Raw genomic sequence first — 23,162 nt, 5'->3', positions numbered from 1 at the left:
AGGCAGGTCGAGGCGGGCTCAGTGCGCGGCGTCAGCGATGTGCTGCGTACCGATCCGCTTGCGGAACACCCAGTACGTCCACGACTGGTAGAGCAGCACCACAGGGGTCGCGATGCCGGCGCACCAGGTCATGATCTTCAGGGTGTACGGACTCGACGAGGCGTTGGTGACCGTGAGGCTCCACTCCTCGTTCAGGGACGACGGCATGACGTTCGGGAAGAGCGTCAGGAAGAGCATCGCGACGGCCGCCGCGATGGTGATGCCCGACAGCGCGAACGACCAGCCCTCACGCCCGATCTTGATGGCCGCGATGGCACCCACCAGGGCGAGCACCGCCACGATCATCGCGATCAGGCTCTTGCCGTCGCCCTTGTCGGCCTGGGTCCAGATCAGGAACCCGAGCGCGAGGACGGCCGTGACGAGCCCGAGGCCGAGCGCCATCTTCCGCGCCCGCACCCGGATGTCGCCCACCGTCTTGAGCGAGGCGAACACCGCGCCGTGGAAGGTGAACAGCGTCAGGGTGACAAGCCCGCCGAGAATCGCGTACGGGTTGAGCAGGTCCCAGAAGTTGCCCACGTACTCCTTGTGGGCGTCGATCTTCACGCCGCGCACGATGTTGCCGAAGGCCACACCCCACAGCAGCGCCGGGATCAGCGAGGTCCAGAAGATCGCGTGTTCCCAGTTGGTCTGCCAGCGCTCCTCGGGCCGCTTGGCGCGGTACTCGAAGGCGACTCCGCGCACGATCAGACAGACCAGGATGATCAGGAGGGGCAGATAGAACCCGGAGAAGAGCGTCGCGTACCACTCGGGGAAGGCGGCGAAGGTCGCGCCGCCCGCCGTGAGCAGCCACACCTCGTTGCCGTCCCAGACGGGACCGATGGTGTTGATGAGGACCCGCTTCTCGACCCGGTCTCGGGCGAGCAGCTTGGTCAGAACGCCGATCCCGAAGTCGAAGCCCTCCAGGAAGAAGTAGCCGATCCACAGGACGGCGATCAGTACGAACCAGACGTCGTGAAGTTCCATGTCCTAGTCGCTCCTTCCTTCAGTACGAGAAGGCCATGGGCCGGTCGGCATCGTCGGAATCGGAGTCGGAGCCCTTGCCCGACCCGGGTCCGCCGATCTTGGTGGGCGGGTTGAGATCCGCCTCGGTCAGCTCGGGCGGCCCCTTCTTGACGTACTTGAGCAGGAGCTTCACCTCGATCACGGCGAGGATCGCGTAGAGCAGCGTGAACCCGATCAGCGAGGTGAGCACCTCGCCCTGCGAGACCCCTGGCGAGACCGCGTCCTCGGTGCGAAGGACTCCGTAGACCACCCAGGGCTGACGGCCCGTCTCGGTGAAGATCCAGCCCCAGGCGGTGCCGATGAGGGGGAAGATCAGCGTCCACTGGGAGAGCCGCCACCACCAGTTGCCGAGCTTCGGCGTCAGCTCCTTGTTCTTGGTGAGCATCAGCTTGGGCACGTCGTCGGCGCCGGTGCGGTGCTCCGGAGCGAGCCAGAACTTCTTGCGCGTCAGCCACAGGCCCACGGTGCACAGGGCCATCGAGACGCCGCCGAAGCCGATCATCCAGCGGTACGACCAGTAGGCGGTGGGGATGTTGGGCCGGTAGTCGCCGGGCCCGAACTTCTCCTGCTCGGCCTTGTTGATGTCGTTGATGCCGGGGATCTCGGCGTTGAAGTCGTTCTTGGCGAGGAAGGACAGTATCCCGGGGATCTCGATGGCGACGTCGTTGTGGCCCTTGGAGACATCGCCGTACGCGAAGAGCGAGAACGGCGCCGGCTTCTCCGTCTCCCACAGCGCCTCGGCGGCCGACATCTTCATCGGCTGCTGCTCGTACATCACCTTGCCGAGGGTGTCGGCGCTGACGACGGTGAGCAGGGTGCCGACGAACGCGGTGACCAGACCGAGCCGCATCGACATCCGCATGGTGCGGATGTGCTGCTTCTTGCGCAGGTGGAAGATGGCGATGCCGGTCATGAAGGCGCCGCCGACCAGGATGGCCGCCGAGATGACGTGGGCGAAGTTGACGATCGTCGTCTCTTGGAAGAGCACCTTCGCGAAGTCGGTGAGTTCCGCGCGCTTGGTGCCGTCCCGCTCCACGATCTTGTAGCCGACCGGGTGCTGCATAAAGGCGTTGGCGGCGATGATGAAGTACGCCGACAGGACGGTGCCGATGGAGACGATCCAGATCGTCGCGCAGTGCAGCTTCTTCGGCAGCTTGTCCCAGCCGAAGATCCACAGGCCGATGAAGGTCGACTCGAAGAAGAAGGCGATCAGGGCCTCGAAGGCGAGCGGCGCCCCGAAGATGTCGCCGACGAAGCGCGAGTAGTCGGACCAGTTCATGCCGAACTGGAACTCCTGGACGATGCCGGTGACGACACCCATCGCAATGTTGATCAGGAACAGCTTGCCCCAGAACTTGGTGGCTCTGAGGTAGTGCTCCTTGCCGGTCCGCACCCACGCCGTCTCGAGGATCGCCGTGAGGGCGGCGAGAGAGATCGTCAGGGGAACGAACAGGAAGTGGTAGACGGTCGTGATGCCGAACTGCCATCGCGCCAGGGTTTCCGGCGCTAGAGCCAGGTCCACTGCGTCTTCTCCTTACTCGCCGTGGTCATAGCGGCAGTTTGCCCCTTTTATTCCACTGATATCCGGAGGAACCGGGACACGCTTGTGAACGCGTTCACATTCACAAGCATTATGTCGTACTGGCTGTCGGCACCCGAAAGGGGGGTCCCCCTTACCGGGGGGAACGCGCCAATCCGCTGGCCGGATCACGGAAGGCCCCGGAGGAGCTCCTCCGGGGCCTTCCCAAGAACTTCAACATATTGTTGAATCCGCGCCATGCAGATACGGCTCTCCTGGCCCGCAGGCCACCTCACCGCGACGCTCGACGAGACCCCCACCAGCCTGGCCCTCGCCCAGGTGCTGCCGCTCTCCGCCACCGCCAACACCTGGGGCGAAGAGGTCTACTTCGACACGGGCGTGAGCGTCCCGCGCGAGGACGGCGCCCAGCAGATCGTCGAGCCGGGCACGGTCGCCTTCTGGACCGACGGCGACGCCCTCGCCCTCCCCTACGGCCCCACCCCGATCTCGCGAGGCGACGAGTGCCGCCTCGCGAGCCCGTGCAACCTCCTGGGACGGATCGACGGCGACCCGAGGACGCTGGCCACCGTGCGCACCGGCGACCCCATCCGCGTCGAACTCGCCGAAGGCTAGAGCTCCTTGCGGAACGCCTCTGCCGCCTGCAGGAAGATGTCGTTGGCCTCGGTCTCGCCGATCGTGGCCCGCATCCCCTCGCCCGCGAACGGCCGCACGACCACGCCGGCCTTCTCGCACGCCGCGGCGAAGTCGGCCGTACGGTCCCCGAGCCGCAGCCACACGAAGTTCGCCTGCGTCTCGGGCACCGTCCAGCCCTGACCGCGCAGCGCCTCGACCACCCGCGCGCGCTCGGCGACCAACGAGCCGACACGGCCCATCAGTTCGTCCTCGGCCCGCAGCGAGGCGACCGCCGCGTCCTGGGCGAGCTGGCTCACGCCGAAGGGCACCGCCGTCTTGCGCAGCGCGGCGGCCACCGGCTCGTGGGCGACCGCGAAGCCGACGCGCAGGCCCGCCAGGCCGTACGCCTTCGAGAACGTGCGCAGGACGCAGACGTTGGGGCGGTCACGGTAGATCTCGATGCCGTCCGGGACCCCACCCCCTTCGCCTTCGGCGGCACGGATGAACTCGCGGTACGCCTCGTCGAGGACGACCAGGACATCGCTCGGTACCCGGTCGAGGAACCGTTCGAGCTCGGCCCTGCGGACCACCGTGCCGGTCGGGTTGTTCGGGTTGCAGACGAAGATGAGACGGGTCCGCTCCGTGATGGCGTCGGCCATCGCGTCCAGGTCGTGCACCTCGTCGTCCGTCAGCGGTACGCGCACCGACGTCGCCCCGCTGACCTGCGTGATGATCGGGTACGCCTCGAAGGACCGCCACGCGTAGATGACCTCGTCACCGGGGCCCGACGTGGCCTGGAGCAGCTGCTGCGCGACGCCGACGGAGCCGGTGCCGGTGGCGATGTGCGAGACGGGCACCCCGAAGCGGTCGGCCAGCTCGTTCATCAGGCCCGTGCACGCCATGTCCGGGTAGCGGTTGAAGGAGCCGGCCGCGGCGAGCGCGCTCTCCATGACACCGGGGAGCGGCGGGTAGGGGTTCTCGTTGGAGGACAGTTTGTAGGCCACAGGTCCGTCGGCCGCGGCGGGCTTGCCCGGCTTGTAGGTGGGCACCCCTTCCAGCTCGGCGCGCAGCCTCGGGCTCGTCTCGCTCACCGCAGTCCTCCTCGTACCAGTGCCAGCACAGTTCGAATGCTGCTCACCCTATGAGGATTCCGCGCCGCTGCGAATGGGCCCAGGGGATCCGGGTACGGCGGCGCCGGAGATCCGGGGGCGACGGCGCGCGAGGAGGGGGAGCGCCCCGTTTCCATCCATGCGCCGGTGGCTCACTCCGTGGCGCGCATCCCTCGTGAAGGTGAGTTGAGACCTCTTCGAGACCTCGCGCATTTGGCAGGTCCGCACGCGACGATCAGGGGCAGCTGCCCATTGATCTCGCCAACTCCCTTGTATTCCAAGGTCATTGACCGGTGGCGGCCATGCAGAAACGTGCCTGTCAACGAGTGAATATGCGCCCGCACTACCCACCCTCATGAGCCCTACTATCGGCTCGCCATGACAGCAGCAGGGAAGCACCAGGTGAGCCGAGCGGAGACCGCCCGTCGGGGCAACCGGCAGAGTCGAGCGGGCATCAGAGACGTGGCCGCCGCCGCCGGTGTCTCCATCACGACTGTCTCCGACGCCCTCAACGGCAAGGGACGGCTGCCCGACGCCACCCGACGCCACGTCCGCGAGGTCGCAGAACGGCTGGGCTATCGCCCGTCCGCGGCGGCCCGCACGCTCCGTACCGGCAAGTCGGGCCTCATCGGCCTGACCGTGACGACGTACGGGGATGAACCTTTCACCTTCACCGAATTCGCGTACTTCGCGGAGATGGCGAGAGCCGCCACATCCGCCGCGCTCGCCCGCGGCTACGCCCTGGTTATCCTGCCCGCCACCTCACGCCGCAGCCCGGTCGACGTGTGGTCGAACGTGGCACTCGACGGCACCGTCGTCGTCGACCCCTCCGACCACGACCCGGTCGTCAGCGAACTCGTCAGACAGGGCCTCCCCGTCGTCTCCGACGGCCGCCCCGCCGGATCCCTGCCCGTCACCGCCTGGGTCGACAACGACCACGAGGCCGCGGTCCTCGAAATCCTCGACCACCTCGCCGCCGCGGGCGCCCGCCGCATCGGCCTGCTCACCGGCACCACCACCGACACGTACACCCATCTGTCCACGACCGCCTACCTGCGCTGGTGCGAACGCGTCGGCCAGGACCCCGTCTACGAGTCCTACCCCGCCCACGACCCGTGCGCGGGCGCCGTCGCCGCCGACCGGCTGCTCGCCAGGCCCGACCGGCCCGACGCCGTCTACGGCCTCTTCGACCCCAACGGCACCGACCTGCTCGCCGCCGCCCGGCGCTACGGCCTGCGCGTCCCCGACGACCTGCTGCTCGTCTGCTGCAGCGAGTCCACGGTGTACGCCACCACGGAACCGCCCATCACCACGCTCTCCCTCAAACCGCGCCGCATCGGCACGGCCGTCGTCCAGCTCCTCATCGACGCCATCGAGGGCCTCGACTCGGGGCGGCCCGTCGAGCAGGTGATACCGACCGAACTGATCGTGCGCACCTCGTCCGAGCGACGTCCGCCGCGCACGACCGTCAGCCCGCCCCGCTCATCCGGTCAGGGCTGACCCCGCGGACGACCGGGCAGAGGTCCCCCCACCAGCGGGGAAACCTCTGCCCAATTCGGGAGAAAACCGCGGTGAACTGGGGTCCAGCATCGATTGACCACCCCTGGTGCACCACACAGCGGGAGCCGCATTCCTATGATGGGCGGACGACACCGCGGGCCGCTGCGACCAGGCAGTCCGATCTCGGTGCAGATGCGGCGCAATGGTGGTGGAGGGGTCGATGACTCAGGGGGCCGGTCAGGGACCCGATGTGCGGACGGCGACGCTGCGCGACTTCCGCGTACCGGCGTACGTCCATGAGACCACCGGAAGCCCCCAGCAGAACGCGCCCGGCGGGGGTGAACCGTCCGAGGACGGCTACACCCCCACCCAGCGCGACCTGCCCGTCATCAACCGCGGCGACACCGTCCAGGTGCAGGTCATGCCGGAGCCCCCGCAGCCGCGGGCCAGCGACGAGCACGGGCCCCTGTACGTCGTCGGCGACGTCCACGGCTATCTCGACGAGCTCGTCGCCGCGCTCCAGGAGCAGGGCCTCATCGACGCCGAGGGCAGCTGGTCCGCGGGCAACGCACGCCTGTGGTTCCTCGGCGACTTCACCGACCGCGGGCCCGACGGCATCGGCGTCATCGACCTCGTGATGCGGCTCTCCGCCGAGGCCGCGGCCGCCGGCGGCTACTGCAAGGCGCTCATGGGCAACCACGAGCTGCTCCTGCTCGGCGCCAAGCGCTTCGGGGACACCCCGGTCAACTCCGGTGCGGGCACCGCCACCTTCCAGGCCGCCTGGCTCCTGAACGGCGGGCAGAAGACCGACATGGAGCGCCTGGAGGACCACCACCTCCAGTGGATGGCCCGCCTGGACGCGATGGAGGAGGCCGACGGCCATCTGCTCGTGCACTCCGACACGACCGCCTATCTGGATTACGGTGACTCGATCGAGGCGGTGAACGACACCATCCGGGAAACCCTCACGCGCAATGACGCCGACGAGTGCTGGGACCTCTTCCGGAAGTTCACCAAGCGCTTCGCCTTCCGCGACGAGTCGGGCCCCTCGGCCGTACGCGAACTCCTCGACATGTACGGCGGCACGCGCATCGTGCACGGCCACAGCCCCATCCCCTACCTCCTGGGCGATGTCGGCTCCGAGGACGAGTCGGACGGGGGCGGCCCGGTCATCGAGGGACCGCACGTCTACGCGGACGGTCTTGCCATCGCCATGGACGGCGGAGTGACCATGGCCGGAAAGCTACTGGTCCAGCAACTCCCCCTGGGTATCTGAGCGTTAGCTGGGCAGGCGGTCCATTACAGGATCACGCTGGCCAGGGGGCCTATTTCTGGAAACCCCCTGTCACCGCGTGCCGTCACGGCTCTACCATCGGCTTATCCGTAGCAGGCTCCCCTCCGTTTCTGCCCGACGGCTCGTAGCCATGCGAGCCCTAGCCCTACGGAGCATCGGGGGATGCACATGAACAGCGCTCCACACCTGCTCAATGAGGACCGCCCCGAGTACGAGCGGATCCTCGATGAGGCGCTGCGCACCGCACCTGACCGTCCGGAACTCGCCGCAGTGGGCCAGCGGCTCAACACCGAACAACTGCGCACCATGGCCCTGAACGCGACAGCACTGATCACGGCCGCTGCCGCGGCCGAGTACGCGCACTACGTGAAGGTTCGCGAGGAGTTGCGCGAACCTCGACCGACGTCCACGTCGATCCGCGAAGGGAGTGGACAGAGCGCCGCGGAGTCGGGCTCCGGCGGTGTCAGCCTCGCCACCACGATGGGCGAGGTCGCCGAACCAGCGGCAGCGGGAGCCGGGGCGATCGCCGTCGTCGCGGTCCTCGCACCCGTCCTCGCGGGGACGGCCGCCGCGATCTTCCTGCTCGTCGGCTACATCCTGAAGATGCTCAACCCCGAGCCCGCCTTCGCCGACACCCTGCTCACCGCGGGGTGGCTGTTCGGCGCGCTCACCGCCGGGGGCATCCTGGTCGCCGCGGTAGGCCTGCTGCTGACCGCACTGCGCAACGGCGCCACCTCGCTCCAGGCGGGACCGCACGGCGAGCGGTACAAGGAGATGGACCGGGCCAGGGAAGCCTGGGGCCGGGCGCTCCTGGAGCGGGGCATCGTGCCGTTCCTCCGGGAGGCCCTGACGGACCCGAGTGCGAGCCGCGCGGCCCGTACTCCGTCGTCGGGATCCGAGGCGGCGAACAACCGCATGCCGCAACTCGGCTATCACAGGCCGGGGTTCAGCAGCCCTGACGGCGGCCCGACGGCGGGTCCGCGACCGAGCTTCTCGAGCCCCGACTTCTCCAGTCCGGACTTCGGCGGGCCCGACCACAAGCCGGAGTAGTCAACCCGGAGCAGTAAACCCGGAGTAGTCAACACCTCTTCGAGGCGCCGCTGCCGGCGAGCGGCGGCGCGAACTCGAGGCGCACGGAGTCGGAGCGGGGAATGAGTACGGCCACCCCATTCGCCCGGGACCAGCGCTCGGGCACGAGGACGTACTGGTCTCCGGACTGCAGCATGAGCTTGAGCCCGTCGTAGCGGAAGCCGTAGGCGGCCTTGGGGTCCCGGCAGCGGGTCTCCCGCACTCCCGGTGCGGTGAGACTGAGGCTGTCGGCGCTGTAGACGATCGCATACGGATATGTGGGCAGGCCGGCGGCGAACTCGCGGGCACGGGTCTCGCCGACGGCGGCCGCGTAGTCGTTGGCCGCCCAGAAGAGGCCGAGCCCCACGAGCACGAGGACGACACCCCATTCCGCGAGCGCGGCCGCCGCCGGGCGGGGTGGGGTCGGTGTGTTCGGTGGGGCTGGCGTGCTGGGCGGGTCCGGAGTGCTCGGTGGGTTTGGCGTGCTCGGTGACGGCGGGGGCGGCTCCGTTTCGTCGTCCCCGGGTACGGGGGATGTGGGGGCGTCCTCCTCCCCCGGCCCTGAAGTGCCGTCGTCCGGCCGGGAGTTGGGCAGCGTACGCCAGAGATGGAGCGTGTACGCGAGCAGCAGCACGCCGAACGACAGGCTCAGCGGCGCCGCCACGAGGATGTCGCGCAGGAAGGTCGGGGCGAGTACGGACCAGAAGCCGCCGAGCGTGAGCAGCGAGCCGAGCCCCGTCATGAACGGCAGTACACGCCGCAGCACGAGGAGTTCGGCCCCGGCCGTGAGGCGCCTGCGCAGCAGGTCGTGCCCCCAGAACGCGAGCAGCGCCGCGCCCGCGGTGACCGTCAGCGGGACGTAGAGCGCGTCCAGGCTGCGCATCAGATAGTCGGTCGTGCCGAAGCCGAGGACGGTGGAGTTCACGCCGAAGTAGTCGAAGAACCAGTACGCGTGGTGCCAGCCGAAGTAGTAGAGCAGCGCGGTGATCATGCTGGTGGGCGCGATGATCGTGCCCACGATGGTCCACAACTGCTGGATGCCGAGCGGGCCTTCGGACGGTTCCTGTGCGGTCATGGGGTGCTGGTCGACGGGGGCACGGGGTCGGAGGCCACGGTTGAGGGTGTCTCGGGGTCGGTCGGCGGAGTGACGGGGTCGGACTCCTCGGGCGAGGAACCGTCATCCGGTGTTCCGCCCAGGCAGGGCCCCAGGCCGATGATCGTCAGCGGGGACTGGGGGTCGACCTTCGTGCCCGCGACCGGTGAGATCTTCACGAAGCCGCACTCCGCCACGCCCGCGGTCTCGGACTCGGGGAGATCGACGCTGTAGAGCCGCTCCAGACGGAGGCAGACCGTGCCGTCCTTGCAGGCGGTACGGACGTCGTTCTGGATCAACTCCCAGGTCTGCCTGCCGAAGTCGGTGACGTCGTCGAACGGCCGGCCCTTGTAGTTGATGGGCGGAATGTGCAGCGGCGCGGTCGGCACTTTTCCGTCGCCGCCGTCATCGCCGCCGTCGTCGCCGCTGCTGCCACCGCTGTTGTCACTGCTGTCGCCACTGCCACCGGCGCTCGCGCTGTAACCACTGTCGCCGGTGTCCCCATTGGCACCACTGTCACCGGTGTCCCCGGTTCCGCCGCCCGTGGTCGAGCCGCCGCCGATGACACCGCCGCCGGAAGCCGCGACCCCGCCTCCGGACGTACTTCCGTCGTCATCGCTGTCGCCCCCGCACGCGAGGGCGGGCAGACACAGGAGACTCAGGAGCAGAAGAGTGGCCGACCGGGGTATCCGCAGAGATGTCGCCATATCGCACCACCTAGGGCACCAATGTCCTGAACCGTGCGGTCTCAGGAGAATGGCACTCCACGGACACCCCCGTCTACGGTCCCGTCCACGGTCCCGCCCACGTGTGGTGTTCGCTCAGTCGGCGATCGGCAGATAGACCCGGTTGCCTGCCGCGGCGAACTCCTTGGACTTCTGCTCCATGCCCGCCTCGATGTCCTCGCTGCCCAGGTCACCGCCGTGCTCGCGCCGGATGTCCTGCGAGATCTTCATCGAGCAGAACTTCGGCCCGCACATCGAGCAGAAGTGCGCCGTCTTCGCGGGCTCGGCCGGCAGCGTCTCGTCGTGGAACTCCCGTGCGGTGACCGGGTCGAGGGCCAGATTGAACTGGTCCTCCCAGCGGAACTCGAAGCGCGCGTCCGAGAGCGCGTCGTCCCAGTCCTGCGCGCCCGGGTGCCCCTTGGCGAGGTCCGCCGCATGCGCCGCGATCTTGTACGTGATGACACCGGTCTTCACGTCGTCGCGGTTGGGCAGGCCGAGGTGCTCCTTGGGCGTGACGTAGCAGAGCATCGCGGTGCCCCACCAGCCGATCATCGCGGCGCCGATGCCGGAGGTGATGTGGTCGTAGGCGGGCGCGATGTCCGTGGTCAGCGGGCCGAGCGTGTAGAACGGCGCCTCCTCGCAGATCTCCTGCTGGAGATCGATGTTCTCCTTGATCTTGTGCATCGGGACGTGGCCAGGACCCTCGATCATGGTCTGCACGTTGTGCCGCTTGGCGATGGTGTTGAGCTCGCCGAGGGTCCTCAACTCGGCGAACTGCGCCTCGTCGTTGGCGTCCGCGATCGACCCCGGGCGCAGGCCGTCGCCGAGCGAGTACGTCACGTCGTACGCCGCGAGGATCTCGCACAGCTCCTCGAAGTGCTCGTAGAGGAAGCTCTCCTTGTGGTGCGCGAGGCACCAGGCGGCCATGATCGAACCGCCGCGCGAGACGATGCCGGTTTTGCGGCGTGCGGTGAGCGGGACATATGGAAGGCGCACGCCCGCGTGCACCGTCATGTAGTCCACGCCCTGCTCGGCCTGCTCGATGACCGTGTCCTTGTAGATCTCCCAGGTCAGCTCCTCGGCCTTGCCGTCGACCTTCTCCAGGGCCTGGTAGAGCGGCACGGTGCCGATCGGCACGGGGGAGTTGCGCAGGACCCACTCGCGGGTGGTGTGGATGTTCCGGCCGGTGGACAGGTCCATGACCGTGTCGGCGCCCCACTTGGTCGCCCAGGTCATCTTGTCCACCTCCTCCTCGATGGAGGAAGTGACCGCGGAATTGCCGATGTTGGCGTTCACCTTCACCAGGAACTTCTTGCCGATGATCATCGGCTCGATCTCCGGGTGGTTCACGTTCGCCGGGATCACGGCCCGGCCCGCGGCGACTTCCTGCCGCACGACCTCGGGGTCGATGTTCTCGCGGATCCCGATGAACTCCATCTCGGGCGTGATCTCGCCCCGGCGGGCGTACGCGAGCTGCGTGACCGCCTGTCCCTGGCGGCCGCGGCGCGGCTGGCGCGGGCGGCCGGGGAAGACCGCGTCGAGGTTCTTGAGCCCGCCGCGCGGCGAGGTGTGCTTGATGCCGTCGTCCTCGGGACGGGGCGGGCGGCCCACGTACTCCTCGGTGTCGCCGCGGGCGATGATCCAGTTCTCCCGCAGCGGCGGCAGTCCGCGGCGGACGTCGGTCTCGGCGTTCGGATCGGTGTACGGACCCGAAGTGTCGTACAGGGTCACGGCCTTGCCGTTGGTGAGGTGCACCTGGCGGACCGGCACCCGCAGGTCGGGGCGCGAGCCCTCGACATACGCCTTGTGCCAGCCGATGGACTTCCCGGCCTCGTCGCTCTGGTGCTGCGTCGAGGCAGGCGTGCGTGCGTCCGATGTGGTCATGAGACCTACTCCCTACGCCGGCATTACCCGGTAACAGGTTCGGCGGTCGACGCAGCGGATTCCGTATGGCTCGGGCACGATTCACTCGTGCCTTCTCGTACGGAGGTCAGCGCCCTCTCAGCCCGGTGCTCCGAGCTCCCGCGATTGCAAAGGTGGCTCCACGCTAGCGTCATATCGGGCGCGCTGAACAGAGGGCCCCCTCCGTTCTTGCGATGATCGGGCAGTGACCACCACTGAGCCGCCGTCCCAGCCACCCTCGCAGCCACCCCTCCCCGACCCCCACGGGCACGGTCACGGGCACGGCCACTCGCACAGTCACGGCCCGGCCGCGCCCGTCTCCAAACATCTGCGCAAGGTCATCGCCGCGGTGCTGATTCCTTTCGCCACCGCGGTGGTCGTGGGGCTCCTGGTGTTCTGGCCGGGCGGCACGCCGAGCCACGAACGCACCGGCGTCGGCTTCGACCGGCAGACGCAGTCGGCGACGGTCACGAAGGTGCAGGAGCTGTCCTGCAAGGACCTCAACCCCTCGCAGACCCCGCCGAACGGCGACACCTCCACCGCGGAGGGCCAGTCCGCCCAGTCCAGCGCGGACGGCACCTGCAAGAAGGCGACGATCGAGGTGACCAGCGGCAAGGACAAGGGCCGCACCTTCACCGAGATCATCCAGCCGGACTCGCCCCGGCAGCTGCACCAGGGCCAGCAGGTGGTGGTCGCCTATGAGCCCAAGGCGCCCGAGGGGCTGCAGTACTCGGTCACCGATGTGAACCGCAAGATCCCGATGGCGCTGCTCGCCGGGATCTTCGCGCTCGCCGTCGTCGTGGTGGGACGGCTGCGCGGCGTGATGGCCCTGGTCGCGCTCGCCATCAGCTTCCTGGTCCTGACCTTCTTCATCCTGCCGGCCATCCTGCAGGGCTCGAACCCGCTGGTCGTCGCGGTGATCGGGGCGAGCGCCATCATGCTGATCGCGCTCTATCTCTGCCATGGCCTCACCGCCCGCACATCCGTCGCGGTACTCGGCACGCTGATCTCCCTCCTCCTCATCGGCCTGCTCGGCTCGCTCTTCATCGGCTGGGCCGCGCTCACCGGCAACACGGACGACAACACCGGCCTCATCCACGGCCTGTATCCGTCCATCGACATGAGCGGCCTGCTGCTCGCGGGCGTCATCATCGGCTCGCTCGGCGTGCTCGACGACGTGACCGTCACCCAAACCTCGGCCGTCTGGGAACTGCACCAGGCCAACCCGACGATGGGCTGGCGCGGCCTCTACCGTGCGGGCATCCGCATCGGCCGCGACCACATCGCCTCGGTCGTCAACACCCTCGTCCTCGCCTACGCGGGCGCCGCGCTGCCCCTGCTGCTCCTCTTCTCGATCGCCCAGTCCAGCGTGGGCACGGTGGCCAACAGCGAGCTCGTCGCCGAGGAGATCGTCCGCACCCTGATCGGCTCGATCGGCCTGGTCGCCTCGGTGCCGGTGACGACCGCGCTGGCCGCCCTCGTCGTCTCGGCCGACCGCTCCACGGAGCTGGGGCTGGGGCCGGGTCCGGGTCCGGGCAGTCCGCGCGCCGCGATGTCCGGTGCCGCCCAGCCTGCCGCCCAGCCTGCCGCCCGGCCGTCCCGCGGCGGCAGAGGACGTCGCCGCAAGCCGTGAGCCGTAAGTCGTAAGCCCGGTCCGTGCCGACTGCCGCCTTGCCTGCGGCCAGCCCGCCGCCAACCCGCCGCCTGCCGCCTGCCGCCTGCCGCCTGACCGTCAGTCCCCCGGCGACGTCTCCCGACGCCCCCGCGGATGCCACGAAATGCACCAATCTGCCATCCGCATCCGCCCGTTGACCGCAGCGGATCAGCCCGCGTTCTGCTCCTCGGCGAGGATCCGGTCGAGCGCCTCGTCCAGATGCGAGTCGAAGTCGGCCAGCGCCCGCTCCTGCCCGAGCGGCACCAGCTTGTCCGTACGGTCGAGGAACGCGAGGAGCGGCGGAATCCCCACCCGGAACAGCGCCTGGTCCCCGCCGACCTGCAGCCTGATCAGCGCCTCGTCGAGCAGATCGGAGTCGGTGGGCTCGATGCGCACATCCCCGTCACCGCACGGCCTGCCCACCCCGTCGACCAGCAACTCCCGCCCGAACGCCCACGTCACCGGCGCATCCCCCGGCAGGTGGAACGTCAGCCGCACGGCATAGGGATCCCCGGTCTCATAGCGCAGCTCCACCGGGATGCGGAACGAAAGCTCCTCGGAAACGAGGAAGCTCATCATGACCTCTGCCTGCACCGACTCGCCCATCGCGCCCTACCCCGTCACTTAGCCCTCAAGTGGCCAGGAACCAACTCCCTGACACTCCTGGCATCTTGCTTAACGTACACACCAGATCACAAGGAGTGAGTTTTCAGATGCTGATAGAGAACGCGAGTGTCCCTAGTAGCTTTCCGATCTCACTCTGCAATCTCTCCGCGGCGGGAAGCAGCCGGTCGGCCTGACAGGAAGGTACAGAAATGGCCAAGGTCGCCGCGGTGTCCCCGGCCGTGATCGGAATCGCGGCACAGACCGTCCCGAGCGCGTACTCCTGACGCTCCACGACGGGCTGCATCCGCCCCATCCCGTCGAGTCTGCGCATGAACGCGCGGTCGTCCCTGATCGAGTAGCGAGTGATCGACTGGACCGGGTAGCGGTCGAGGTGGTCCTGCCGTGCTTCGTCGTCGAGTTGGCTGAGGAGGCACTGGCCGATCGCGTGGGCATGCCCTGTCTCGCGGAAGTCCGCCCATTCCTCGACCGCGGGGTTGCTCGGGGTGTCGGCGACGGCCACGACCTCGATCTCGCCCTCGCGGTACATGGCGAAGTACACGGGGACGCCGATGGTGTCACGCCAGTGCGCCAGGGCCTCCCGGATCCTGCCGCGCCGACTCTGCTGCGCACCGCTGCTGCCCAGCCGCTCGGCCGCCTCGCCGAGCACGAACACTCCCTTGTCGCGGCGCAGATAGCCCTCATGGGTCAGTGTGCGCAGCAGGTGGTACGCGGTGGGGAGCGCGAGTCCCGCTTCGCGCGCCAACTGTTTGGCGGGCGCCCCGTGCAGATGTGAGGCAGCGGCTTCCAGCAACCGCATCGCCCGCTGGACGGAGCCGATGAGGGTGGGCGTGACGGTGGCGGATGCCGCGCCGGTCGGCGAAGAGGTCGCGCCGGTCGGCGACGTGATCGCGCCAGGAGGCGAAGAGGTCGCGCCGGTCGGCGACGTGGTCACGCCGGTCGGCGAAGTGGTGGTGTCCACCTGCGAGTTGGTGATGTCGACCGCGGCCAAGGTTCACTCCCGAAGCGCGTGAGGGTCCACCCGTGCCCGGAGAAACAGGGAGGGCAGTGCACCCGTCCGCGGGGCTCGACCCCGCGTCGGATTTCGGACTCTAACCCTTGGCCACCGCTCTACGGCCTCCCGCCGGGAAACTTCCCCCGGCCGAGGGAACCGTTGCGAAAAGTCACCGAACGCGCATCACCGCTCGTCGCGCGAAACGTCACCGGTCGCTGTCACCGGCCACCGTCACCAGTCGCTGCGCGACGACGACGAGCCGGATATGAACTTCCGTACGACATAGATGAGTCCACCGACCAAGGCCACGAATATCAGCGCCTTGAAGAGCAGGGAGACCACGAAACCGACGACGCTCGCTATCAGGCTGCCGAACACGACCAGGGCGACGACAGGCACCGCGATCCACTTCACCCACCACGGCATTCCCGCAAAGATCTCCTTCGCTGCCATCGTCCTTACCTCTCTCCGCATCTGTGCGGGTTCCTGATTCTTTGCAGGTTCCCGGCTTCTTGCATTCGATGCTAGGACGCCGAAGGGCTCTGTGGGGGCCTCGGAGCCCTTGTCCTCCCCTGACCGAACCCTGAGAGAACCCCGAGGTCGTAGCCCTGATTCGGTCAGCCTTCGGGGGGAGAGAAGACGACGAGCACCCGCAGGTCCTCGCTGATGTGGTGGAACTTGTGGGCCACCCCGGCCGGCACGTAGACGACACTGCCGCGCGCCACCGACGTGGTCTCCATCCCGACCGTGATCGAGGCCCGTCCGCTCACCACCATGTACACCTCGTCCTGCCCGTGCGGCTGCTGCGGGTCGGACTCCCCGGCATCGAGCGCGTACAGCCCGACCGACATGTTCCGCTCCCGCAGGAACTGCAGATACGCGCCGTCATTGGCGGCGCGCTCCGCCTCGAGCTCGTCCAGTCGGAATGCCTTCATCGCCCTCGTACGCCCCTTGCCCTGCTCGTGAACCGGCGGTTCTCGACCGACCGCTCTCGACCTACGTCTGCCACGATCAGACACATGAAGAATTTCGTAGTCAAGACGATCGCCAACGCCGCGGCCCTGGCCGTCGCCGTGTGGCTGCTCGACAAGATCACCCTGACCGGCGACAGCACGGGCAAGAAGGTGGGCACGCTGCTCATCGTCGCGCTGCTCTTCGGCCTGGTGAACTTCCTGGTCAAGCCGGTGGTGAAGGTCCTCACCTTCCCGCTGTTCATCCTGACCCTGGGTCTGATCACGCTCGTGGTCAACGCGCTGATGCTGCTGCTCACCTCGTGGCTGGCCGACAAGTTCGACCTGTCCTTCCACGTGGAGGGCTTCTGGACCGCCGTCCTGGGCGGCCTGATCATCTCGATCGTGTCCTGGGCCATGAACGTCGTCCTCCCCGACGACAAGGACTGACCCGCCCGATGCCCTACTCCGTCTGTTTCGTCTGCACGGGCAACATCTGCCGTTCACCGATGGCCGAGTCCGTCTTCCGCGCCCGCGTCGACGAGGCCGGTCTCGGCGACCGGGTCCAGGTGGACAGCGCGGGCACCGACGGCTGGCACGAAGGGGACGGTGCCGATCCGCGCACCGTCTCCGTGCTGCGGGCGGCCGGTTACGGGAGCAACCACCTGGCCCGGCGCTTCCAGGCCGACTGGTTCGCCAAGCGCGACCTGGTCATCGCCCTGGACTCCGGCCATCTGCGGGCCCTGCGCCGCCTGGCCCCGGCCCCGGCCGACGCCGACAAGGTGCGGCTGCTGCGCTCGTACGACCCGGCCGCCACCGACCTGGACGTCCCCGATCCCTACTACGGGGAATTCGAGGGGTTCGAGGAGTGTCTGAGCATGGTGGAGGCGGCGAGCGAAGGGCTGCTCGACGTCGTACGAGAAGCGGTGGAAGGGCGGGCGCAATGACGGAATCGGCACCGATAGGCGTAGGCGACGGCTCGAGGCTCGTGGGAGAAGGCCCGGCGTCCGTGAGCGAAAGCCCGGCGGCCCTCGGCGACGGCACCCGCGCGGTGCGGGCCGGCCTCCCCGAGCCGGTGAAGCACGAACCGACGCTTCCGGGACCGGTGTTCGCGGCGCACTTCCACCTGCCTGGCGACCCCACCGGCGGCTACGCCTACGGCCGCGACGAGAACCCCACCTGGACGCATCTGGAGCGCGCCATCAGCGAGCTGGAGGCGCCGGGTGCCGACGACGTCGAGACGCTGACCTTCGCCTCCGGCATGGCCGCGATCTCGGCGGTGCTGTTCTCCCAGCTGCGCGCCGGTGACGTGGTCGTCCTGCCGGGCGACGGCTACCAGTTGCTTCCCCTGGTCCATGAGCAGCTCACCGCGTACGGCGTCGAGGTGCGCACCGCCCCGACCGAGGGTGACGCCCAGCTCGACGTCCTGGACGGCGCCAAGCTGCTGTGGATCGAGACGCCGTCCAACCCGGGCCTCGACGTGTGCGACGTGCGTCGGCTCGCCGATGAGGCACACGCGCGTGGAGCCCTGGTGGCGGTCGACAACACCCTCGCCACACCGCTCGGCCAGCGCCCGCTGGAGCTCGGCGCCGACTTCTCCGTGGCCAGCGGCACCAAGATGCTCACCGGTCACGGCGACATCCTCCTGGGGTACGTCACCTGTCGGGACGCGGAGTTGACCGCTTCCGTACGCCGCTGGCGCAAGATCGTCGGAGCCATCCCGGGGCCGATGGAGGCCTGGCTCGCGCACCGTTCCCTTGCCACACTCCAGCTGCGCGCCGACCGCCAGAACGCCAACGCGCTGGCGCTCGCCGAGGCGCTGCGCACCCACGCCGACGTCTCGGACCTGCGCTACCCCGGCCTGCCCGACGACCCCTCCCACAAGATCGCCGCGCAGCAGATGCGGCGCTTCGGGTGCGTGGTTTCCTTCACGCTGCCCACGCGCGCGCGTGCCGAGTCCTTCCTCGAAGCCCTGCGCCTGGTCGACGACGCGACCAGCTTCGGCGGCGTACGCTCCACGGCCGAGCGCCGCCGCCGCTGGGGCGGCGACGCCGTCCCCGAGGGCTTCATCCGCTTCTCCGCGGGCGCCGAGGACACCGATGATCTGGTGGCGGACGTGCTGCGTGCGCTGGACGAGTCGGCCGGTGCGGTGGGCTGACCCACTCGGTGGCCTCTTCGGCACCCGCACTACGCACAACGAACGGTCCGAGCCTCCCCCCTCGTGGCTCGGACCGTCCCGGTTCTGCGCGCGAAGAACCGCGCGAACAAGGCTAGTTGACTCTGTGTCAGTGTCCAATCACGCTAGCGACAGAAAGCTATCGACATATTTATAGTTGGGCGCGCTCCGGCCACTGGAGGGGAGGGACGTCGTCATGGATCTGGCCCTGCTGCGCACCTTTGTGACGGTGCACCGGGCCGGTTCCTTCACCCGCGCCGCCGCGCTGCTCGGCCTCTCGCAGCCGGCCGTCACGTCCCAGATCCGCACGCTGGAGCGACAGCTGGGCCGCCCCCTGTTCCTGCGTCAGGCCCGTGGAGTGACGCCCACGACCATCGGCGACGAGCTCGCCCACAAGGCCGCCCCGCATCTGGACGCCCTGGTCGAGATCGCCGAGACCGGGATCGACGAGGATTCGTCGGTGCGCACACTGCACCTCGCGGGGCCGCCGGAGTTCACCGCGGAACGCGCCCTGCCCGCCCTCACCGGGCTCACCGGCCAGGACGGCCACAGCTATGCCCTGCGCGCCTCGTTCGGCAACGCCGAGGAAGTCCTCGAAGGGCTCGCCGCCGGGCACCACGATCTGGCCATCACCACGGCCCAGCCGCGCGGCGCCCTGCTCACCGCGACTCCGCTCTGCGACGAGGAGCACGTCCTGGTGGCGGGGGAGTGCTGGGCGGCCCGCCTCGCCCCCGGCAAACTGCGCCGCAGGGGAGCGCTGCCGCTGGAGAACCTGCCGGTGGTGGAGGTGCACGAGTCGCTGCCGTTCGTCGCGCGCTACTGGGCCGCCGTCTTCGATGCCCGCCCCGCCGCGTCGGGCGCCGTCATCGTGCCGGACCTGCGCGCGGTCCTGGCCTGCGCGATCTCCGGCGCCGGTCTCGCCGTGCTGCCCCGCTATCTGTGCGCCGAGGCCCTGGAGCGCGGCGAGGTCGTGTCCCTCCTCGACCCCGCGGTGCCCCCTTTGCGTACGTACTTCTTGGTGGTGCGCACCGGCACACTCGCCATGCCGCACATTGCGCGGGCACATGAGTGGCTGCTGCGCGCTGCCGCCGACTGGGCTTGATGGGGGCTTCGACTGGTTCACGATGTTTCACGTGGAACAGTCCGGGCCACATTTCCCCCATGACCGTCCGACCCGTGGTCAAGCGCACCGCACGCGCCGTCCTGCTGGACGGGGACAATCTGATCCTGATCAAGCGGACCAAGCCCGGCGTCGATCCGTACTGGGTCACCCCGGGCGGCGGCGTGGAGGCGGAGGACGCCACCGTCGTCGACGCGCTCCATCGTGAAGTGCACGAGGAACTCGGCGCCAAGATCATCGATGTCGTGCCCTGCTTCGTCGACACCGTGGAGCACATCGGTGAGGACGGCGGCGCGACCGGTGTGAAGGTGCAGCACTTCTTCGTATGCCGCCTGGAGTCCATGGACACCGGTCTGCGGCACGGCCCCGAGATCGAGGAGCCGTGCGGCGAGTACGAGATCGTCCGCGTGCCCTTCACCCGGGTCGGGATCGCCTCGGTCCATCTCGTACCGCTGTCGCTGCGCCACTACCTGGACGGCAATATCGAGGGCGTACGCGCGATGCACGCCCCCGACCTGGGCTAATCCCCCGCCGCGACCAGTTCCTCGACCGAGTCGTGGCGGATCCTGCCCGCGGGGATGCCCACGTCCCGCAGCGCGTCGACACCGCTGCGGATCATGCCGGGCGGGCCGGAGAGATACGCGTCGTACTCGTTCCACGGGCCGTACTCGCGTACGGCGTCGGGAAGCTGGGCCCGCTGGTCGACGACCGGGCGGACGGCGAGCCACGGGTGGGTCTGCTGCAGTCGCAGCATCGTGTCGATGTCGTACAGGTCGTGATCGGTCCTGGCGCCGTAGAACACCTCGACCGGGCGCCGTCTGCCGTGCTCGGCGACATCTTCGACCAGCGCCTTGATGGGCGCGATGCCGGTGCCGCCGCCCAGGCAGAGCAGTCCGCTGTCGGTGGTGTGGTCGACGGTCATCGATCCGGCGGGCGGCCCGAGCCGCAGGACATCACCGGGACGGGCGTGGTGCACCAGCGCGTTGGAGACCCAGCCGGCCGGGACGGCCTTGACGTGGAAGGACAGCAGCCCGTCCGAGCGGGGCGCGGAAGCGAAGGAGTAGTGCCGCCAGATCCGCGGCCACCAGGGAGTCTCCAGGCTGGTGTACTGCCCGGCGAGGAAGGGGTACGGCTGGTCGGGGCGGACCGTGACGATGGCTATGTCCGGGGTTCTGAGGTCGTGCGCGACGACCTCGGCGAACCACCAGGCGGGGGCGCGCAGTTCGTCGGCCGCCGCCGCGTCGATCATGACCTGGGAGATCGTCGTGTACGTCCGGACCCAGGCGGCCTCGGTCTCGTCGTCCCAGACCGCGCTCGCGTACCGGCTCAGCGAGCCGATCAGACACTCGCCGACGGCCGGATAGTGCTCAGGCTGAGTGCCGTACTTGCGGTGTCCGCGCCCGAGGTTCTTCAGATACGAGACGAGTACGTCGGTGTGGTCGATGTGCTCGGCCGCGGTGAGCAGCGCCTTCAGGAGCCGGTCCCGCTGGGTGTCCATCGCCGCGGGGAACAGGGGGCGGAGATCGGGGTGACGGGTGAAGAGCAGCGCGTAGAAGTACGAGGTGACCTTGTCGGCGACAGGGCCGATTTCCGCCATCGTGCGCTGCACGAGGATGGCGTCAGGGGATCCCGTCTCGGCCCGCTCCGGGGGCGCGACAGAGGCGCGCGGCGCGAGGTGTTCCACGGAGGCGCGGTGTTCTTCCGAGGGCGCGGGCGGGGTGCCTGCCGTGTCGTCGGTGGGCGTCGGCTCGGCGGCTTCGCGGGCGGCCGGTATTCGCGCTTCTCCCGGCTCGGTGGCGGGCGCGGGGCTGCTGGCCTCCGCGGCGGGCGCCGAAGGGTTGGGCGCCGAGGGGCTGGGCGCCGCGGCAGGCACGGCACCGCTGATCTCTGCGGCGGACACGGCACCGCTGGTCTCCGTGGCGGGCCTGCCGAGAGGGCGTATCGAGGCCACGCGGCGCCCCTCGACGGCCTCGGGTCCGTCGGCACCGGACTGCTGTGGTTCCCCGTCCTCCTGCCGCTTCGGTGGCCTGCGTGGGGTGAACCAGCCGCCTCCCTCGCCGGAAGTGTCGTCTTCCGACGACGTGGTGGTCGGAGCGTCCATGCTGTGCCTCGCCTCGAACATCTCTCAGTCGGTCTGTGCGCTTCCTGCCGGAAGCCGCCTGCTTTCCCCGCTCTGCCTCGATGACCAATAGGGCCACATTGAACCTTGGATTCCCGGACCCTACGGACAAGTAGGTCGAGAATGTGACATTGGCCGCAGTCATCTCACCGCAGCATCCCATTCACCGTCGACGTGCCGACCGCATAACGAGAAGTACGGGTTCTGGATCTCTTCGCCCCGTTAGGCTTCATTGACCTGCGCGTGTACCCCCCACGGTGCGAAGATGCGCACCAGGCACGGACCGGACTCGACCATACCGGCAGCCGCCCGACGCACAAGTCCCCCTTCCCTTCGCCCTGAATTCAACGGGCCTGCCCCTCAATTGCCTCAATTACCGGGCGTGCCGCACCAATTCGTACGCCTTACGCAGATCCCTCCCGACATAAGAGTGGGTAGCCAGGCTCACCAGCCGTTGATCCGCATTGACCGCGACGGAAACCGGCACGGCACCGAACAACTCCAGGTCGGAAAGCGAGTCTCCGTACGCGACGCAATCGCTCCGCCCCACCCCGAACTCTTCACAGAGCCGGTCCGCGATCTTCACCTTGGCCGCGGCATCGAGAATGCCCGCCGGATTCACGGGCTCGGCGAACGGCACCGCAGGAAAACGCGACCCGTACGCGGCATGAGCGCCCCACCCCACGAGCCGCTCCACAAAGAAGGACGGCGACAGCGACACCACCGCGCAGTAGTCACCGCCTTCCCGGATCTCGGCCCAGGTCTCCCTGATGCCGGACAGCCAGGGCGCCCCGTCGAAGGCCTCCGTCACCTGTGCGTCCGTGAGCTCCGCCCACAGGGCATGGACGCGGACCGCGTACTCCGGCGAATCGATGTGCCCCGCCACGAAGTCACGCTCCAGCTCGGCGATCTCCGCGTCCAGGCCGAGCTGCCGCGATATCTCCACAGGGGCCGCCGTGCCGTGCAGCAGCGTCCCGTCAAGGTCGAAAAGGTGTAGGCGTGCCATGTACGCCGAGGCTAGTACCCGCGGTTACTCCCGCTGTCAGACGCCCCTGGCGGACCCGCTCGGCATCGTGTTTCACGTGAAACTAAGCCGCCCCGCTCGACGGGCCACCCTGGTTGTCCATGTAGTCGGTTCAGCCGGCTGGCTCGGGCTCACGCTCGGGCTGCTGGCTCTCGCCCTCACCGCGATCACAACGGAATCCACCACGATCATCGAGGCCGCCGTCCGCTCGATGAAGATCTTCACGGACTGGCTGGTGATCCCGCTCTCCCTGCTCACCCTGCTGAGCGGCCTGCTCCTTTCCGTGGGCACGCCGTGGGGGCTCGCGAAGCACCGCTGGGTCTACACGAAGTTCTGGCTGACCCTGGCCACGACCATCGCCTCGGTCTTCGCACTGCGCCCCGGCGTCAGCGACTCGGCCGCGACCGTGGCCGCGGGCGACCCGATCACGGACGCCAGCGGCCTGATCGCCGGGCCGATCGTCTCGCTGAGCGCCTACGTCTTCATGACGGTCATCTCGGTGCTCAAGCCCTGGGGACTCACCCGCCGTGGCCAAAAGCAACGTGCTTCTGCCCACAAACGGGTGGACGCCAGGGACAAACGTCAGACAGCCTGAC

General features: G+C 68.7%; 23 protein-coding genes and 1 riboswitch. Of the genes, 11 read left to right on the top strand and 12 right to left on the bottom strand.

All coding sequences use genetic code 11. The features are described 5' to 3' along the window. Positions 1-18: 18 nt before the first annotated feature. The gene (cydB, locus tag ACFWZ2_RS38210) at positions 19-1,023 is read right to left on the bottom strand and encodes a cytochrome d ubiquinol oxidase subunit II (protein WP_384553836.1); all 1,005 of its coding nucleotides are present in this window, start codon (positions 1,021-1,023) and stop codon (positions 19-21) included. 19 nt (positions 1,024-1,042) lie between these two features. Next, the gene (locus tag ACFWZ2_RS38205; protein WP_384553834.1) at positions 1,043-2,584 is read right to left on the bottom strand and encodes a cytochrome ubiquinol oxidase subunit I; all 1,542 of its coding nucleotides are present in this window, start codon (positions 2,582-2,584) and stop codon (positions 1,043-1,045) included. A 255-nt stretch (positions 2,585-2,839) separates the two neighbouring features. Here ACFWZ2_RS38205 and ACFWZ2_RS38200 point away from each other — a divergent pair, with 255 nt between their 5' ends. Further along, the gene (locus ACFWZ2_RS38200) at positions 2,840-3,214 is read left to right on the top strand and encodes a cyclophilin-like fold protein (protein ID WP_384553833.1); all 375 of its coding nucleotides are present in this window, start codon (positions 2,840-2,842) and stop codon (positions 3,212-3,214) included. Here ACFWZ2_RS38200 and hisC read toward each other — a convergent pair. Next, positions 3,211-4,305, bottom strand: coding sequence for a histidinol-phosphate transaminase (gene hisC, locus ACFWZ2_RS38195; RefSeq protein WP_384553831.1), 1,095 nt, complete (start codon positions 4,303-4,305; stop codon positions 3,211-3,213). The genes ACFWZ2_RS38200 and hisC overlap by 4 nt on opposite strands. Before the next feature lie 396 nt (positions 4,306-4,701). On the opposite strand from hisC, the gene ACFWZ2_RS38190 reads away from it, so the two are divergent. The 3 genes from ACFWZ2_RS38190 (at position 4,702) to ACFWZ2_RS38180 (ending at position 8,167) form a co-directional block, all read left to right on the top strand. Then, positions 4,702-5,823, top strand: coding sequence for a LacI family DNA-binding transcriptional regulator (locus tag ACFWZ2_RS38190; protein ID WP_384553829.1), 1,122 nt, complete (start codon positions 4,702-4,704; stop codon positions 5,821-5,823). A gap of 220 nt (positions 5,824-6,043) precedes the next feature. Then, complete coding sequence (locus ACFWZ2_RS38185; RefSeq protein ID WP_384553827.1) at positions 6,044-7,099, top strand: metallophosphoesterase; 1,056 nt, start codon at positions 6,044-6,046, stop codon at positions 7,097-7,099. 180 nt (positions 7,100-7,279) lie between these two features. Further along, on the top strand, positions 7,280-8,167 hold the full coding sequence (locus ACFWZ2_RS38180; RefSeq protein ID WP_384553825.1) for a hypothetical protein: 888 nt from the start codon (positions 7,280-7,282) through the stop codon (positions 8,165-8,167). 28 nt (positions 8,168-8,195) lie between these two features. Here the strand turns inward: ACFWZ2_RS38180 and ACFWZ2_RS38175 are convergent, their stop codons facing one another. The 3 genes from ACFWZ2_RS38175 to thiC all read right to left on the bottom strand — a co-directional run bounded on the left by ACFWZ2_RS38175 (position 8,196) and on the right by thiC (position 11,887). After that, positions 8,196-9,260 carry a hypothetical protein gene (locus ACFWZ2_RS38175; protein WP_384553824.1) on the bottom strand — a complete coding sequence of 355 codons (1,065 nt, stop codon included), beginning with the start codon at positions 9,258-9,260 and terminating at the stop codon, positions 8,196-8,198. Continuing rightward, positions 9,257-9,985, bottom strand: a complete 729-nt coding sequence (locus ACFWZ2_RS38170; protein WP_384553822.1) for a hypothetical protein — start codon at positions 9,983-9,985, stop codon at positions 9,257-9,259. The genes ACFWZ2_RS38175 and ACFWZ2_RS38170 overlap by 4 nt, the downstream gene beginning before the upstream one ends. 114 nt (positions 9,986-10,099) lie before the next feature. Beyond that, positions 10,100-11,887: a phosphomethylpyrimidine synthase ThiC gene (gene thiC, locus ACFWZ2_RS38165; protein ID WP_384553820.1), complete on the bottom strand. Its 1,788-nt coding sequence runs from the start codon at positions 11,885-11,887 to the stop codon at positions 10,100-10,102. Next, positions 11,880-12,039: riboswitch (TPP riboswitch) on the bottom strand. It overlaps the preceding gene by 8 nt. A 71-nt stretch (positions 12,040-12,110) precedes the next feature. Here thiC and ACFWZ2_RS38160 point away from each other — a divergent pair. Then, positions 12,111-13,538 (top strand): YibE/F family protein, encoded by a 1,428-nt coding sequence (locus ACFWZ2_RS38160; RefSeq protein ID WP_384553818.1) that lies wholly within the window; start codon positions 12,111-12,113, stop codon positions 13,536-13,538. Between the two features lie 189 nt (positions 13,539-13,727). Here ACFWZ2_RS38160 and ACFWZ2_RS38155 read toward each other — a convergent pair whose 3' ends face one another. From ACFWZ2_RS38155 to ACFWZ2_RS38140, 4 genes are all read right to left on the bottom strand, one after another. Continuing rightward, a complete protein-coding gene (locus tag ACFWZ2_RS38155) occupies positions 13,728-14,165 on the bottom strand; it encodes an SsgA family sporulation/cell division regulator (RefSeq protein WP_384553816.1) in 438 nt (145 codons plus the stop codon). A 103-nt stretch (positions 14,166-14,268) separates the two neighbouring features. Continuing rightward, positions 14,269-14,982 carry an IclR family transcriptional regulator gene (locus tag ACFWZ2_RS38150; RefSeq protein WP_384553847.1) on the bottom strand — a complete coding sequence of 238 codons (714 nt, stop codon included), beginning with the start codon at positions 14,980-14,982 and terminating at the stop codon, positions 14,269-14,271. Positions 14,983-15,408: 426 nt separating this feature from the next. Beyond that, complete coding sequence (locus ACFWZ2_RS38145; protein ID WP_384553815.1) at positions 15,409-15,630, bottom strand: DUF5326 family protein; 222 nt, start codon at positions 15,628-15,630, stop codon at positions 15,409-15,411. 164 nt (positions 15,631-15,794) lie between these two features. Further along, positions 15,795-16,112, bottom strand: coding sequence for a cupin domain-containing protein (locus ACFWZ2_RS38140; protein WP_384553813.1), 318 nt, complete (start codon positions 16,110-16,112; stop codon positions 15,795-15,797). Between the two features lie 84 nt (positions 16,113-16,196). Here ACFWZ2_RS38140 and ACFWZ2_RS38135 point away from each other — a divergent pair, with 84 nt between their 5' ends. From ACFWZ2_RS38135 to ACFWZ2_RS38115, 5 genes are all read left to right on the top strand, one after another. Next, complete coding sequence (locus tag ACFWZ2_RS38135) at positions 16,197-16,577, top strand: phage holin family protein (RefSeq protein WP_384553811.1); 381 nt, start codon at positions 16,197-16,199, stop codon at positions 16,575-16,577. An 8-nt stretch (positions 16,578-16,585) separates the two neighbouring features. Continuing rightward, positions 16,586-17,074 (top strand): low molecular weight protein-tyrosine-phosphatase, encoded by a 489-nt coding sequence (locus ACFWZ2_RS38130; RefSeq protein ID WP_384553809.1) that lies wholly within the window; start codon positions 16,586-16,588, stop codon positions 17,072-17,074. After that, the gene (locus ACFWZ2_RS38125; protein WP_384553808.1) at positions 17,071-18,285 is read left to right on the top strand and encodes a cystathionine gamma-lyase; all 1,215 of its coding nucleotides are present in this window, start codon (positions 17,071-17,073) and stop codon (positions 18,283-18,285) included. The genes ACFWZ2_RS38130 and ACFWZ2_RS38125 overlap by 4 nt, the downstream gene beginning before the upstream one ends. 214 nt (positions 18,286-18,499) lie before the next feature. After that, a complete protein-coding gene (locus ACFWZ2_RS38120) occupies positions 18,500-19,405 on the top strand; it encodes a LysR family transcriptional regulator (protein WP_384553806.1) in 906 nt (301 codons plus the stop codon). A gap of 59 nt (positions 19,406-19,464) precedes the next feature. Beyond that, on the top strand, positions 19,465-19,947 hold the full coding sequence (locus ACFWZ2_RS38115; RefSeq protein ID WP_384553804.1) for an NUDIX domain-containing protein: 483 nt from the start codon (positions 19,465-19,467) through the stop codon (positions 19,945-19,947). On the opposite strand, the gene ACFWZ2_RS38110 is transcribed toward ACFWZ2_RS38115, so the two are convergent. Continuing rightward, positions 19,944-21,524: a globin domain-containing protein gene (locus tag ACFWZ2_RS38110; RefSeq protein WP_384553802.1), complete on the bottom strand. Its 1,581-nt coding sequence runs from the start codon at positions 21,522-21,524 to the stop codon at positions 19,944-19,946. The genes ACFWZ2_RS38115 and ACFWZ2_RS38110 overlap by 4 nt on opposite strands. Positions 21,525-21,915: 391 nt before the next feature. Next, complete coding sequence (locus tag ACFWZ2_RS38105) at positions 21,916-22,548, bottom strand: HAD family hydrolase (protein WP_384553800.1); 633 nt, start codon at positions 22,546-22,548, stop codon at positions 21,916-21,918. A gap of 76 nt (positions 22,549-22,624) precedes the next feature. Between ACFWZ2_RS38105 and ACFWZ2_RS38100 the strand changes: the two genes are divergently transcribed. Further along, a complete protein-coding gene (locus ACFWZ2_RS38100; RefSeq protein ID WP_384553845.1) occupies positions 22,625-23,161 on the top strand; it encodes a DUF2269 domain-containing protein in 537 nt (178 codons plus the stop codon). Position 23,162 lies beyond the last annotated feature (1 nt).

Origin of the sequence: Streptomyces sp. NPDC059002, assembly GCF_042740435.1 — a bacterium.
GTDB lineage: Bacteria > Actinomycetota > Actinomycetes > Streptomycetales > Streptomycetaceae > Streptomyces.
The sequence above is the reverse complement of the archived record's forward strand: the minus strand, read 5'-3'. Positions and strand labels throughout refer to the sequence as shown.

Excerpts from the sequence above, each read along its gene's own strand:
- cydB (WP_384553836.1), bottom strand. The coding sequence starts at position 1,023 with ATGGAACTTCACGACGTCTGGTTCGTACTGATCGCCGTCCTGTGGATC.
- ACFWZ2_RS38200 (WP_384553833.1), top strand. The coding sequence starts at position 2,840 with ATGCAGATACGGCTCTCCTGGCCCGCAGGCCACCTCACCGCGACGCTC.
- ACFWZ2_RS38190 (WP_384553829.1), top strand. The coding sequence starts at position 4,702 with ATGACAGCAGCAGGGAAGCACCAGGTGAGCCGAGCGGAGACCGCCCGT.
- ACFWZ2_RS38185 (WP_384553827.1), top strand. The coding sequence starts at position 6,044 with ATGACTCAGGGGGCCGGTCAGGGACCCGATGTGCGGACGGCGACGCTG.
- ACFWZ2_RS38180 (WP_384553825.1), top strand. The coding sequence starts at position 7,280 with ATGCACATGAACAGCGCTCCACACCTGCTCAATGAGGACCGCCCCGAG.
- ACFWZ2_RS38175 (WP_384553824.1), bottom strand. The coding sequence starts at position 9,260 with ATGACCGCACAGGAACCGTCCGAAGGCCCGCTCGGCATCCAGCAGTTG.
- ACFWZ2_RS38170 (WP_384553822.1), bottom strand. The coding sequence starts at position 9,985 with ATGGCGACATCTCTGCGGATACCCCGGTCGGCCACTCTTCTGCTCCTG.
- thiC (WP_384553820.1), bottom strand. The coding sequence starts at position 11,887 with ATGACCACATCGGACGCACGCACGCCTGCCTCGACGCAGCACCAGAGC.
- ACFWZ2_RS38155 (WP_384553816.1), bottom strand. The coding sequence starts at position 14,165 with ATGGGCGAGTCGGTGCAGGCAGAGGTCATGATGAGCTTCCTCGTTTCC.
- ACFWZ2_RS38150 (WP_384553847.1), bottom strand. The coding sequence starts at position 14,982 with ATGCGGTTGCTGGAAGCCGCTGCCTCACATCTGCACGGGGCGCCCGCC.
- ACFWZ2_RS38145 (WP_384553815.1), bottom strand. The coding sequence starts at position 15,630 with ATGGCAGCGAAGGAGATCTTTGCGGGAATGCCGTGGTGGGTGAAGTGG.
- ACFWZ2_RS38140 (WP_384553813.1), bottom strand. The coding sequence starts at position 16,112 with ATGAAGGCATTCCGACTGGACGAGCTCGAGGCGGAGCGCGCCGCCAAT.
- ACFWZ2_RS38135 (WP_384553811.1), top strand. The coding sequence starts at position 16,197 with ATGAAGAATTTCGTAGTCAAGACGATCGCCAACGCCGCGGCCCTGGCC.
- ACFWZ2_RS38130 (WP_384553809.1), top strand. The coding sequence starts at position 16,586 with ATGCCCTACTCCGTCTGTTTCGTCTGCACGGGCAACATCTGCCGTTCA.
- ACFWZ2_RS38125 (WP_384553808.1), top strand. The coding sequence starts at position 17,071 with ATGACGGAATCGGCACCGATAGGCGTAGGCGACGGCTCGAGGCTCGTG.
- ACFWZ2_RS38120 (WP_384553806.1), top strand. The coding sequence starts at position 18,500 with ATGGATCTGGCCCTGCTGCGCACCTTTGTGACGGTGCACCGGGCCGGT.
- ACFWZ2_RS38115 (WP_384553804.1), top strand. The coding sequence starts at position 19,465 with ATGACCGTCCGACCCGTGGTCAAGCGCACCGCACGCGCCGTCCTGCTG.
- ACFWZ2_RS38110 (WP_384553802.1), bottom strand. The coding sequence starts at position 21,524 with ATGGACGCTCCGACCACCACGTCGTCGGAAGACGACACTTCCGGCGAG.
- ACFWZ2_RS38105 (WP_384553800.1), bottom strand. The coding sequence starts at position 22,548 with ATGGCACGCCTACACCTTTTCGACCTTGACGGGACGCTGCTGCACGGC.